The sequence below is a fragment of the Patescibacteria group bacterium genome, from assembly GCA_028711655.1.
Classification (GTDB): Bacteria; Patescibacteriota; Patescibacteriia; order Patescibacteriales; family JAQTRU01; genus JAQTRU01.
In genome coordinates, this window is record JAQTRU010000031.1 from 1 (window position 1) to 13,367 (window position 13,367).

The following is a 13,367-nucleotide window of genomic DNA, read 5'->3' on the forward strand; positions in this document are numbered from 1 at the left end:
AATCGCGAAAAAAAGCTTCGGCTTCTTTCTCATTTTCCAGGGCTAAAATCGCCCTGAACAGATCATCGGTTTTGGGGCCAAATCTAAAGGAAATCATACTATTATTGTTATTTTTACCGCTTTTTATTTCTGTATTAATACAATAACACAAAAAAATAATTTGTCAAGTTTTGTTCAGCCCCCTTGTTAAAGGGGGTTGGGGGGATTTGACTTAATAAAGAAAGCTGGAGATTAAAACATCTTTTTATCTCTTAACACGACTTACGCCATTTAATAACTTTCCTAATCTTGAAGCGGTTATATCGTCTTTCCTTTTTAATTTCCTACAAATTACAAATCTTTTACAAATCTACAAATACCAGTAAAAACCTTTAATTTAGAATTTGTAGATTTGTTGTTAATTTGTAGATTTGCGGGAAAATAAAGATTTAAACCCTGATTTCTCTGTTTTTAAGCTATTACTGGTGAAAAGATTTGAGGCGCGTAAGTCCTGCTCTTAATTTCCGGTGATAAGCGATCGCAAACCGATGCGCCTCGTCCCTTACCCGTTTTGCAATATGCAAAGCCGGCGAAGCTAAAGGCAGTTCCAGGGGCCGTTTTTGCCCGGCAAAAAATATCTTGTCCAAGGCTTGAGCCGAGCGCAATCCCCCGCCTTTTGACACGGCTATAATCGAAATATCCAATTTAAACTTCTTTAATATCCTGCTGGCAACATTTAACTGGGCTTTGCCGCCATCAATAATAATCAAATCCGGCAGCGGCCATTTACCCCCTTTCGTCAAAGGGGGATTAAGGGGAATTTTGCCCCCTTTAACAAAGGGCCTGCCTGTCCGGTAGGCAGGGGATGGGGGAATTTTTCCATTTACATGCTTGAATCTTCTCTCCAGCACTTCCTTCAACATCCCGACATCGTTAGCCAAGCCCGGGTTAATTTTTATTTTAAATTTTCTATACTCGTTTTTCTCCGGCTCGCCGTTTCTAAAAACTACCATTGATCCGACCGCTTCTTGGCCAAAAATATTGGAAATGTCATATCCTTCAATCCTTTTCGGCGCCCGGGGCAAACCTAAAATTTTTGCCAGTTCCACAACATCAGCCTCGTATTTATCGCCCAAAGAAATAATATTGGCGCTCGCCAAAACTTTTTTGATATTCAATAGCTGAAATTTAATAGCCGATAATTCTTTTTCATACTCATTTGTGTTTTTACTTGCCCCTTGAAGCCCTGGCGCAGTAGGGTGTTTTTGTGTTTTTGTGTTTTTTATTATCCTTTCTAACTTATTACTTCTAACTTCTAACTTTTTTATCACTTCTTTCTTTCTTCCTTCCAAAAATAAAATTATCTGCTTAATTATTTTTCTGTATTCCTGCTTGCTGATTTTGGCTTCGCAAACTCCGGGGCATTTGTTGATCCGAAAATAAAGGCAAGTTTTTTTCGGCAATCGCGCGCAGGAGCGATAAGGCCAAATTTTTCTAATAATTTTTAAAGTCTCCCTTACCGCCTCAACGCTGGTGAAAGGGCCCAAATACCGACCGGCCTTTTCCAGCTTTCGCGTCATAAATACCCTGGGCCATTCTTCTTCCAGGGAAATTTTTATATAAACAAATCTCTTGTCATCCCGCAAAACCACGTTAAATTTCGGCTGGCGCTTCTTGATCAAATTGGCTTCCAGGAGCAGGGCTTCAATTTCGCTTTCAGTAATAATCCACTTTATCTTTTTTACTTCGAGAAGCATCGCTTTTTTGGCCGGCGTTAAATCGGCATTTTTCTGCCAGTACGACAAAACACGGCTTTTTAAATTAGCCGCTTTGCCAATATAAATAATCTTTCCGGCCTTATCCAGAAACTGATAACAGCCAGGAGTGGTGGGGATGTTTAATTTTTTAATTTCTTCAATATCCATAAAAAATAACTCATAACTTATAACTAATAACTCATCGCGTTATATGTTATAGGTTATAAGTTAATCTGTTTGTGTATCAAGATTAACATTTTTGCCAATAAAAAACAACCCAAAGCCAAGGTTATTCTTACTTCTTAATTTTTACTTCTTAATTCACGCTGATCGCCTGCACCGGGCAGCTTCCGGCCGCATTTTTGGCGCATTCGACATTTGCCTGACTTATCACTTCGGACTTGCCCGCCTCGTTCATTTTAAAAACGTCCGGGCAAAGCGAAGCGCAGGCCCCGCAGCCGATGCAAAGCTCCTGGTTGACTTTGATAGACATAAAATAAATTAAATTCTAAATCCTAATTTCTAAATCCTAAATAATATCAAATGTCCAAAATCCAAATTCTTAAAACAATTATTGAGATACGATATTTTGAGTTTTGGTAATTTGAATTTAGAATTTGTTTAGAGTTTAGGATTTAGTGTTTAGAGTTTTTACCGCCACGGCAGAATCTCGACCGCCGTCGGATTCTGCCGAAAAAATACTTCTAACTTCCCTGTCCCGCCTGTCCCGCCTGTCCCGCCTGCCCCGTCTTGGCGGTGATCACTTCTTAATTATTCTTTCTATTTCCTTGACCAATCTCGCCGGCGTTATCCGCGATTTCAATAAATAACCGGCGGCGCCGCATTCCTTGGCGCGCTCTATGTCCTTGTCCTGCGCGCTGTTGGACAAAACTATAATCGGAATATCCTTGGTTTCTTCACTGGTTTTCAGCTCTTTGATAGCCCGATAACCGTTCATAGCCGGCATCATCATATCCATGATAATCACGTCAAATTTTTTTTCCTTTGCCCGCCTGATTCCCCAGGCCCCGTTTTTGGCCACTTCCACCCCATAACCTTCTCTGGCTAAACGCAATTTATACATCTCAATAATCGCCCCCTCGTCCTCAATCAACAAAATTTCCACGCCTTTATTTTTTATTTCTCTTTTTTCCTCTTCTTTTTTTCCCTCCTCTATCATCGGAGCTAAAATCCGCTTTTTCACGCCTACATTCTGGCCGGCAAATATTTTTTCCACGTTTTTCACCAATTGGCTGGGAGTTAAATTGGCTTTTACCATATACCCGTCCGCTCCGTTGGCAAAGCCCTTTTTTATCTCCCCGTTCTGGCCCAAATTGGAAAGAATGTAAACCTTGCTTTTTCCTTCTCTTTCTTCTTTGCGCAACTTTTTCAAAACTTCATAGCCGTCCATTTTTGGCAAAACCAAATCCAGGAGAATCAAATCGGGTTTGGCTTTCTTGGCGGCCGCAATGCCCTCTTCCCCGTCAGAAGCCGAAAAAACTCGGTAGCCCTCCTGCTCAAATTTCATTTTGTATATCTCGGACAAGGCGTCCTCGTCTTCAATTATAAGAATCTTTTTTATTGACATATGTTTTAATATAACAAATCTTCTATTTAACAAATGCATTGATGTTTTTGGGTTCTAAAATCCTAATTTCTAAACCCTAAACTCTAAACAATTTCAAAATCCTAATGTTCAAATTTTCTAAACTGACTTTCATTATCTTTGCATTTTTCTAAGATTGAGCCGAAAATTTTCATTAATTCCGTGGCTTCATTAACTAAATATTGTCTTGTTTCTTCTAAGTATACATTACTGTCGATATAAACCAACAGCAGCCAGTATCTGCTTTCTTTTACTTCTTTGCGGCAAATTTTTATTCTATGGATAAAATCCTTTTTGCTGATGGCTTCGTTGGCTTCAATATAATTGGCTCCAACAGAACCGGAAGCGTTATTCAATTGCTTAGCATCTTCTGTATTTGATATGGTTTTGGGTATTTGTTTAATAAATTGCCTTACCTCTTTGGCGAATTTCAACGTCCTGTCTTCTAAATCATAATAATTAGCGCTTTTGGCTGTTTTGGACATTTGGATTTTGTTAATTTGGATTTGTTTAGGATTTAGAGTTTAGGATTTAGAGTTTGAAATGACTTCATCAAAATACTACTCAATTCTTTTTCTAAAAACATATAAATAATCTGTGTTAAATCTGTATAAAAATCTGTGCTAATCTGTTTTAATAGGCAATTCAAAACAAAACTTGCTCCCTTTCCCCCGCCCCTTGCTTTCCGCCCAGATTTTACCCTTGTGAGATTCCACCATTTCCCTGGCCACATAAAGCCCCAGCCCCGTGCCTTCGGTGTGGATGGCGGAAGTGCCCTGGCCGCGGGAAAACTTTTTGAACAAATTCGGCAACTCTTCCTCCCCTATGCCCATGCCGCTGTCCGACACGCAAAATTGGGCGTTCTTTCCCGCTTTTTTTACGCTCACGGTTATCCCGCCTTTTTTCGTATATTTGATGGCGTTATCCAGTAAATTCATAATCACTTGCCGGATCTTTTCTTCGTCAATTCTTATCGCCGGCAACGGCTTTTCTTCTTTTTTGTAGCTAAGGCGCAGTTTCTTTTTCTTTATCGGCCCGGCCAATTCCTCAATCACGCTATCCGTTATTTCTTCCAGGGAAGCCTCCTCATAATTAAATTGCAAACGGCCGGATTCTATGCGAGAAATATTCAATAAGTTTTCCACCAGCTGGATCAAACGTTCTCCGGATTCATAGACTTTTTCCAGAGAATTCTTTCCGGCCGGAGTCAATTGCCCGAAACTGCCTTCAAGCATCATGGAAATATAGCCCTTGATAACGGTTAGGGGCGTGCGCAGCTGGTGCGAAGCAATGGAAATGAAGTCGCTTTTGGCTTCATCCAGTTTTTTTAGTTCTTCGTTGGCGATTTTCAAATCCGCGGTCGCTTTGGCCACTTCCTTTTTCAGTTTAACCGTAAAATTCAAAGTTTCTTCATAAAGCAAAGCGTTTTCCATGGCAATGGCGGCCTGGGCCGAAACAACTTTTAAAACCTTTAAATCCTCGTCATTATACATATCCCCGGACTCTTTCGGACCCAAAGCCAAGAGGCCGATGGTTTTATCTTTAACATTCAACGGCGCGAGGATATCAACTTTAAAACCTTCCAGAAAATCAATGATCTTTTTGGTTTTCCGGTTATAGCGGGAATGCTTTATTTCTTCCACCACAATCGCCTCGTTGCGACCCGCAAACAGCCGGCGCAGTTCCTCGTTTTCTAAAAATTTTTTCTGCCCGCCCAGGGCAAAGCCCTTGTTATACTGGACAAGATAATACCCGCTCTTTTCATCATACCCTAAAACCCCAAAGGCCTTAAAATGCAAGGCCTTATTCAAGGATTCAAAAATAAAATCATAAATTCTTCTCGCTTCCAAAGTCGTCCTTAATTTATCGCTGATCTCGGCAATCACTTCCCGGCTGTCATAAAGGGAAGAGAAAAAATACTTGTTGCCCAAACGGTAAAAATAATCCTTGATTGCCGGAAAGGCCAGGATGGCTAAAATCAGAATGATAAAATCGGTCCAAAAACCAACCTCAATAAAATATACGATTAAAATATATTTTGCAGCTGTCGCTAAAATTATTATGGAAGAAAGGGAAGAAAGATAAACATACGACTTGCGAAGAACAAATTTTATATCCATGAGGCGATGCTTAATAATGGAATAAGAGAATAATATGGGATATAAAACAACCAAAACATTTCCTAGCGGCAAAATTTCTATATTATACCAAAGAAAAAAATTGGTTGCGCCACCACCAAATCCTAATATAGAACCTAATAAAACATATCTTATTTGCGCTCTTCTCAGGCCCGCAGAATCTCTATAATATTTCAATAATAAAATTATGGAATAAATTACTAAACTAAAGTATATAAAAATTAAGTATAAAGAATATAACCAGCCAGCTTTAGGCCAAAAAGAAAAATCGGGAGTGGACTCCACCCCCCTTACAAACGAAGGAGAAAAAGAAAAGAGTAAAAAGAAAAACGATATTATATAAAAAATTATTATTATTTTCTTTTTCTGTTTATTTAAACCCAAAAGAGAAATAATCCAATGGAAATAAAATAAAGGTATTAAAGTTGAGCCAATAGATAAAATTCTTGCCCAGAATAAAGCTGTTTCCCCATCTTCATATATTGACAACCATCGCCAATAACCCAAAGCCCAAAATGCCGTCGCCGCAGTTAATAAAAATAACGTCTGGTTGACGATATTTTTTTTATTTTTAATTAAAACAATCAACCCAAAAATAAAGGCTATTATACCAGTTATCAAGCCGTCAATAGACAAAAAATATTGTAGTTGCATAAAATTATTTTCTATACCCCTATTATACCAAATTTATTTAATCTTCTCAATAAAAAACCGACAATACCTAAAAGGCATCGCCGATCATATTTAATCCTGTCTAAAAATATAATACCTTACACTCCCAAACTCGTAAAGACAAACTTGACCAAGGCATAGGAAGTGAAAATCACAATCAACCCAATCGTTGCCCAAACTAAAATTTGTTTTCCCTTCTCCACCTTTTCCGCGTTTCCGGCCGCGGTCATCCACTGAAATCCGCCCCAGATAAACATAAGAAGAGCCAAGGACCCGACAATGCCGAGAATAGCTTTAATAATTTTGCCGATAAAGATTTGCGGGGTGATGTTTTCGCCGAGAGGATTTTTTAAGGTAACAGTATCGCTTGGATTTTTAGGATTATTAGGAATATCGTCAGTCGCCTGTACCGAAATACTATAAACAAATGAAGATAATACTAACATTAAAATTACTAATATTATTTTTTTCATAAAATAAAATATAATAATTATCTATTTTAATTATAGCAAAATCCTTAAAAAAGAGAAAGGGAGACAGTATATAGCGGTCTCCCTTTAAAAATTTTGTTACTTGGCGGAAATATTTGCCAAAGTAACGAGATCTTCTCGCTTTGGGGGTTGGATAAATCTCTGCACTTCCACTTTGACCTCTACCCCCTCTTCAGCGGCGATGTAGATGAATGTGCTATCATCATCCGGAGCTTGGTTGATGATTTCAAAATGTCCTTCGTATTCTTTCCATACCCCATCAAACATCCGAAATACTCCCCCGGAAATTATAAGCTTGTCGCTCCGCTTCAATTCCTTGCCCACCGTCTTAATAAAATTCTCTTTTTTGATGTCTTCACCTCTTTTCGGACCTTTGCCGACGTAGGTCTGGGAAAAAACAGTTTCCCACTTCGGCGCCGGAAAAACCGCATCCACTCGGGCTTGACCTACATAAGGAACGGCCTTAAGGCCTTGTTCCCGGGTTTGGGCCTGGCGGATGATGTTTTCGCCGTACTTGGTTCTCTCGGCCTGGATTTGAGGAGCCAAGGTTTTGTCCGAAAGAATTAAGGGCAGAAGTTTTTCCGCTTTTTCCGGCTGGGAAAGAGCAAAATATTTCTTGCTCGCTTGCAGGCAGACAGTGGCGATATTTTTGGCTTGAGCCGGATCCTGTTTAACAGTCCGCTGGAAAAGGTCTTTGGCCAGGTCCACTTCTCCGCTGTTTAAGCGAGCAAGCCCGGCCACGTAGAACTTCTTGCCGACTTCGCTCCGGTAAGCCTTGCGGAAAGTGATAGCGGCTTGGAATTCTTTGTCCGCGGCCGCGAAACTGTTTTGCCGCAGATAGATGTCGCCGAGCATAAAGTAGGCGCGGGCGTCATCGGATTTGAGTTGAATTTGATCTTCCAACACCTTGATGGCGTCAGAGTACCGATTGACTTTCATGAAATTCTCGGCCTTGGTGAAGTTATCTTCGGCCAAAACCAGGCCAGACAGCCCGAATATCAGGGCCATCACCATTGCGAAAATAATCGTCTTTTTCACGGTAATCCCCTTTCTTAAAGAATTGATTGTGAGCGATTCTTGAGAACGAACATGAGTTTTTACCAGTAGAGGGTAAAAACTCTTTATGCTTAAAATATAGCAAAAATTCTAATTTTTGTCAAATTTTTTTGAAAATAAAAACCGGCAACACTCTAAAAAAAGCATTGCCGGGTCGTAACTCATTTTTTGCAGATGCCTATTCCGTGGATCCGGAAAGGCTCGTAAAAAACTCTGATCTGGCCGGGGGAAAATCCTGCCTTAAGAAAGAGAGAAATAAACTCCCTTTCACTGCGGTAGACCATCGGCCACAGTAAAACCCAATGCAGGAAAATCCTCTCGGGATTATTCCTGATGTTGCAGGTGAGAAATATCCCGCCTCCAGGCAAGCAGTCTTTGATCCGGCTGATTAATTCAACCGCTTTCTCCTCGCCCAGATAGTCTAAAAACCCAACCATCTCAATTATATGGGGAGAAAATTCAGAGCAAATGCTTGCCAGCCGCTTGCGCGTGCCGCGGACAAAAGTGAAACGGCTCAAAAGGCCGGCTTTCTGCGCGTCCTTTTCCGCTTGGGCAAGAGCTTCCCGGTCCGGGTCGATAAGTATCGCTTTAATGTTCAGATGCGGGCACCTGGACATTGCCGCGATAACGGCTTGGGCTGACCCTGAAGCGACGGACACCAGTCTGATCTCTGGTTCTTTGCTCAATTCTTCAAAAGCTTCAGCCAAAAGATTGGTAACTATCTTAAATCTGTTTGTTACTGCCTGGCGGTTGGCCATTCTTTCAATCCAGAACCTAGTTATGAACCCCTCAAAATCTCTTTTTAACTGGGGCCTAACTTTTCCCCAGTAATTATAGAAAATATCAAGGGATAACCAGCCGGCTGCGCCGAATTTTGACTCGTGGTTGAAGCGGCTGAACCGGTCAACGAAAAAACTGGAAATGTGGTTAGGATTCCTGCCTATCTTCCACGTTATATCCCGCAAGGTGCTTTTTCTTGCTTGGGACACCTTTACGAATAGAATCTGGAAAGAATTGGTTATCATGGCCCAGATGCTTACCAGCCATAAAACCAGAAGGTAGAGAAAGCCGTTCTTTTTGTGCTCCCCCCCGAAATCTTCCGACTTAAGGACCACAATTTTGACTTTCTCGCCCGTTTCTCGAGCAGTAACAACTCTTACCTTCCGAGGAATGACCTCGGGCATTGTTGGTACTTTAGGAGGCGCTACCGTCTCGGTGTAAACACCCATTAAAGTCATCTTCTTACTCCTCTCCTCGTGTATATCCTGTTAGATTGTTTTCTTCTATGTCAAAGAACAAAAAAATTCTCCTTTTTGTCCCGCACCTTTTAAGCGGGATTTGTTTTTATGTAATTTTGCCTATTTTTGCCTATTTAAAAAATGTTATTCAGAATAACACTTTTATACTAACATTTATTAAATTATATGTCAAGGATACATAAATACCCCCTTGATAAAGGGGGTTAGGGGGATTTGACCTTGATAAAGGGGGACTAAGGGGGATTTTCTCCCCTCTCCAGCGACGCAAGGAGCGGGGGAGGGGTTGGGGGTGGGGGCGGGAAAAAAGTTCCCCTCTCCCGCGATCCCGAGTGCTCGGGAGAGCGGGGGAGGGTTAGGGAGGGGGATTTTCTCCCCTCTTCTGACTTTTACCCCGTCGTATGACTGGGGAGGAGAGGGGTCGGGGGTGGGGGGATTAATTTTTCTTTATCTCCTCTTCTATCATCTCGCTAACCGCTTCAATTCCGCTTAAAACATCATCATTCCAAAAACGCAGAACTTTCAAACCATATTTTTCTAAGGCTTCCGTTCTTTCTTTATCATGCTTCTTGTATCTCTCCGAGAGATGTGTTTCGCCATCAATTTCTATTACTAATTTTAATTTAGAACAGTAAAAATCAACGATGTAATTATCAATTAGCTTTTGTCTCTTAAAAATATATTTATGGTTTCTTAAATATTCATACCACAATTTCTTTTCTGCGGCTGTCATATTATTTCTTAACTCTCTGGCTTTTCCTTTTAAATTTTTATTGTATGGCAAATAATCATACTTCATATTATAATCATAATCCCCCTTACCCCCTTTAACAAGGGGGCATTAAAGAAAATAAAAAAGCCCGGGCTAAAACCCAAGCTCTTTTTTTATTTTAGCTCTTAATTTTTTAAATGCCCGGAGCGCCAATACTGGTAAAGACAAACCTGACCAAAGCGTATTTGTTCTTGAGTGAAGTTAAAAAATATGATACGCTAGACACGAACTAAGATAACTTAAATTTCATATTATAGTATTTAATTACTATCTTTAATGCCTAGAGCCCGCCTGCTGGATAGTAACCCATTTTTATGCGTAATGATTTAGCCATAAATATACATAAAATATTCCCGAATCTTCGGTGGGAAAAAGCCAGGCTCATTACCTCCGGCTGGGATTATAATGTATTATTGTTAGACAACAACTTTGTCGTGCGTATACCAAAAAACATTGAGGCAAAAAAAAGAATGCTGATAGATTTTTGTTTATTAACATACCTGCAAAAAAAAATTGACGCCAATCTGCCCGTCCCGATTCTGAAAGACGCCAAATCAAAAATTATAGTTTATAAAATTATTAGCGGTATTGCCATGAGCGAGGCCAGATATAAAAAATTAAGTTTTTCTCAAAAAAATAAATTTTCAAAAAGTCTGGCCGTCTTTTTATCGCAGCTTCATAAAATTCCTGCCGCTGCCGCGCGCCATTCCCATATTCCAAAAAAAAATATTGACATACAAAATAAAGAAGTCGCGGGTAATGCCAAGTTTATTTATTCTTATCTGACCCAACCGGAAAAAAAGGCTCTTGATAATTTTATGGAAAAACGTAAAAAAACATTAAAAGGATTCAGGCCAACCTTAATTCACGGCGATCTTACAAGCGAAAATATTTTTATTAATAAAGGCTCTAATAATAACCTCGGCATTATTGATTTTAGCGATGCCTCAATAGACGACCCCGCCCGGGATTTTAGCGCTCTCTTTTCATATGGCGATCAATTTGTTCGTCGGGTACTCAAATATTACGGGGGAACCTCAAAGCAAAGAATATTTGAACACGCCCGGATTTACTATCAGGAAACGGCCATAAAATTAATGGCTCTGGCAATTAAGGGCTCAAAATCAATAAGCCTAAAAGCCGCCAAAAAATTGTTTCAGCAAAGATTAAATATAAAAAGGGTGTAACTGCGCGTTACACCCTGTCTCTTATCGGAAATGGACATCAAAGCCCCACTCGGACATTATTAAAATAGTTTTGTCTGGATCGGGGCTGTAATATCGTTCATCTCCGTTAGTTACTTTGTCGCTTCCATACAACCAACGGAAATATTTATCTATCGGTTGCGATTTATGTTCTCTGATTGCCTCTTCCTTAGCCATTATGCCGGATGGGTGCGTCAGGATTATATTTTGAGTTTCATCCTCACCCCAGAAACAGTATTGAAGAGATACAACCTCTTTACAATACCTTTCTAACGCCGACCTAGCGGCTATATTGGTGCTGATGTGGTCTGGGTGAGTATCGCTTGAGCTGGGAAAAGCAATAATCGCGGGGGATTGTGATTCTAGCATTTCTAACAACCTATTAGTTGCCGGCGGCAAATAATGGGCTAGTTTAGAATCAGCATATCCCCAAAACGTTATTGATTCAACTCCGAGCCATGAGCCACCGCGATGCGCTTCGGCAATTCTTTGGCGCCGAAGTTTTTCGGTATGGTAAAATTCCGGATCATTCCCGCCAGCCGCGCCGTCCGTTAAGACGATTTCAATTGGATGCCAGCCGAGAAGCATAGCCCGGTGGCAGAGAAGGCCGCACGACAGCTCAAGATCGTCAGGATGCGCCGAAAGAATCAATAAAGTCGGAGTTTTCCGTTTGCTCTTAGTAGCGTCTCGCCCCATGTCATGCCTTGCCATGGTCTACCTCCCCGTGCTTGGCTCTCTCGCCAAGCAAAATTTTCTCCCTTAAGTAATTTTTGAGAAAGGTTATTAACCCACCTGTCCATAAGTCCATCAAAGCTTGCCGATTGTTCATGCCAAGCGGCGACCGCGTCGCGCTGGCTCTTAGTGGCAAGCAAATTGCTCCAGAGCTCATAAAAACCGCAAAGTTCTTCTTCGGTAACCGGAACTTCGTTGGCTAACCGGCATTCAATTAAGATTTGCAGTCCGCCGACCGGATGGCAAAAAACATTTTCGTTGAACTTTGTTGACTCGGCTGCGGCCAAACCGTAACCCTCGGTGAGGCTTGGATGCGCCACGGCCATTGCTTGCGCCATAAGGCCAAACAATTCATCTTTTTTCAACCAGGGAATCCATAAGATGTTCGGGCAAAGGCTGCGTATCTCATCCGATGGACAACCGACAGCCACAAATTTGAGTTCTTCGTCCCGCATTTTTTGGGCGATCAATTCAAAAAAACCGATCCCTTTGTATAAAACAGGTCGTGACGAAAAAAGAACGAACGGCTTTTTTGCTAAACCGTACTTGGCAGCCGCATTGGCATTCGTAGCCGATGCAACCCGTTCTCTTAACAAGCCCAGTGATTCCACCAGCATGATCTTTTTGGCTCGGTCTGCGTCTTGAATCACTTGCTGTATTTCTTGTAATCTGCCTGGCCACTTAATAGATAGAGCGTCTTTAAGCATGCCGCTACTCGTGACCATCATACGCGAATCGCTGATTGCCGAAGATAGGAGTGATTCCGATTTCAACAATTTTCTGACTGCTGGTGGAAAATCTGACCTGATCGGGTGATCATACAGGCTATGCAACCAAAAAACAGCTGGTACCCCCAATTGTTTGCCGATAACCACGCTTATAGCCGCTTCGTTGTCGTGAGCAATAAAGCAACTTTCTGACTTGCGAGTTAATGAGCTTAACGCCTTTTGGCAAAAAATAGTTAAGCTCGGGGCTAACTCGATATCAGATTGGCTCACTACATCAATCGGCACATCAATGGTCGAAGGAATAAGTCCGTTTATGCGGTGATAAACAGTGGCGGGTGAATCTGATAATGGAAAAAAAACTTCCGTTGTCATCCCAAGCGAGACGAGCTGCGAAGATAGGTTTTCTACCGCAACGCCGAGACCGCCATAACAACGATATGGCGCGAGTTCGCTGCTAATCATCTGGATTATTGGCATATTACGACTCCTTGTGACCGTTAATTAGCCCAAAACGTTTTAATATTATGGCCACCTCCATAGCCATCGCTATATAATGGCTCCACGGTCTTTGCCTGTGCTCAAGCTTGGGCAAAGAAACTTCTACGACCCGCGAATGATTTTCGTAGGCAGAAAGAAGCATAGCCAATTCGACGCCAAAATCATCTGGGAAATCAATGCCCCTGGCGAAATCTCGCCTAACGGCGACCATGCCGGACAAGGGTTGAGAAATCACCTTAGCCGGATGGTTAGCTATTTCAAGTATCGGTTTCACCAACATATCTGTGACCGGTCCCGGCTGCCCGTTACGATCAAAGGTACCCTTTACTAGACTCACCTCGTCCGATGTCAGGCCAGCCAGCATCTTTTCTGTAAATATTGCTGATGGATTTTTGATATCTCCATCAAACAGCACAACTACTTCTTCGGTAGCATACGCGAGCCCTATTTTAATGGCTTTGCCTTTGCCTTTGTCGG

At 41.4% G+C, this 13,367-nt stretch carries 13 protein-coding genes; 1 reads left to right on the forward strand and 12 read right to left on the reverse strand.

Annotated features, from left to right (window positions below; translation table 11 throughout):
• Nucleotides 1-458 precede the first annotated feature (458 nt).
• The 9 genes from PHQ42_04010 to PHQ42_04050 form a co-directional block, all read right to left on the reverse strand.
• The gene (locus PHQ42_04010; protein MDD5071871.1) at nucleotides 459-1,904 is read right to left on the reverse strand and encodes an excinuclease ABC subunit UvrC; all 1,446 of its coding nucleotides are present in this window, start codon (nucleotides 1,902-1,904) and stop codon (nucleotides 459-461) included.
• Nucleotides 1,905-2,052: 148 nt separating this feature from the next.
• Nucleotides 2,053-2,229 (reverse strand): ferredoxin, encoded by a 177-nt coding sequence (locus PHQ42_04015; GenBank protein MDD5071872.1) that lies wholly within the window; start codon nucleotides 2,227-2,229, stop codon nucleotides 2,053-2,055.
• 267 nt (nucleotides 2,230-2,496) lie between these two features.
• Complete coding sequence (locus PHQ42_04020) at nucleotides 2,497-3,324, reverse strand: response regulator (GenBank protein ID MDD5071873.1); 828 nt, start codon at nucleotides 3,322-3,324, stop codon at nucleotides 2,497-2,499.
• A 101-nt stretch (nucleotides 3,325-3,425) separates the two neighbouring features.
• The gene (locus PHQ42_04025) at nucleotides 3,426-3,827 is read right to left on the reverse strand and encodes a four helix bundle protein (GenBank protein ID MDD5071874.1); all 402 of its coding nucleotides are present in this window, start codon (nucleotides 3,825-3,827) and stop codon (nucleotides 3,426-3,428) included.
• A 138-nt stretch (nucleotides 3,828-3,965) separates the two neighbouring features.
• On the reverse strand, nucleotides 3,966-5,462 hold the full coding sequence (locus PHQ42_04030) for an ATP-binding protein (protein ID MDD5071875.1): 1,497 nt from the start codon (nucleotides 5,460-5,462) through the stop codon (nucleotides 3,966-3,968).
• A gap of 788 nt (nucleotides 5,463-6,250) precedes the next feature.
• Nucleotides 6,251-6,625 (reverse strand): pilin, encoded by a 375-nt coding sequence (locus PHQ42_04035; GenBank protein ID MDD5071876.1) that lies wholly within the window; start codon nucleotides 6,623-6,625, stop codon nucleotides 6,251-6,253.
• A 96-nt stretch (nucleotides 6,626-6,721) separates the two neighbouring features.
• Nucleotides 6,722-7,681 (reverse strand): tetratricopeptide repeat protein, encoded by a 960-nt coding sequence (locus PHQ42_04040; GenBank protein ID MDD5071877.1) that lies wholly within the window; start codon nucleotides 7,679-7,681, stop codon nucleotides 6,722-6,724.
• Between the two features lie 179 nt (nucleotides 7,682-7,860).
• Entirely contained in the window at nucleotides 7,861-8,937 is a 1,077-nt protein-coding gene (locus tag PHQ42_04045; GenBank protein ID MDD5071878.1) for a class I SAM-dependent methyltransferase family protein, read from the reverse strand.
• Between the two features lie 454 nt (nucleotides 8,938-9,391).
• Entirely contained in the window at nucleotides 9,392-9,754 is a 363-nt protein-coding gene (locus PHQ42_04050) for a DUF559 domain-containing protein (GenBank protein MDD5071879.1), read from the reverse strand.
• 287 nt (nucleotides 9,755-10,041) lie between these two features.
• On the opposite strand from PHQ42_04050, the gene PHQ42_04055 reads away from it, so the two are divergent.
• Nucleotides 10,042-10,914, forward strand: coding sequence for a phosphotransferase (locus PHQ42_04055; protein ID MDD5071880.1), 873 nt, complete (start codon nucleotides 10,042-10,044; stop codon nucleotides 10,912-10,914).
• A gap of 21 nt (nucleotides 10,915-10,935) precedes the next feature.
• On the opposite strand, the gene PHQ42_04060 is transcribed toward PHQ42_04055, so the two are convergent.
• Genes PHQ42_04060 through PHQ42_04070 form a run of 3 tightly spaced genes read right to left on the reverse strand, consistent with a single transcriptional unit; the run spans nucleotide 10,936 to nucleotide 13,305 of the window.
• Nucleotides 10,936-11,643, reverse strand: a complete 708-nt coding sequence (locus PHQ42_04060) for a PIG-L family deacetylase (protein MDD5071881.1) — start codon at nucleotides 11,641-11,643, stop codon at nucleotides 10,936-10,938.
• The gene (locus PHQ42_04065; protein MDD5071882.1) at nucleotides 11,580-12,869 is read right to left on the reverse strand and encodes a glycosyltransferase; all 1,290 of its coding nucleotides are present in this window, start codon (nucleotides 12,867-12,869) and stop codon (nucleotides 11,580-11,582) included. Before PHQ42_04065 ends, PHQ42_04060 begins: the two co-directional genes overlap by 64 nt.
• Nucleotide 12,870: 1 nt before the next feature.
• Entirely contained in the window at nucleotides 12,871-13,305 is a 435-nt protein-coding gene (locus tag PHQ42_04070) for a hypothetical protein (protein ID MDD5071883.1), read from the reverse strand.
• Nucleotides 13,306-13,367: the final 62 nt, after the last annotated feature.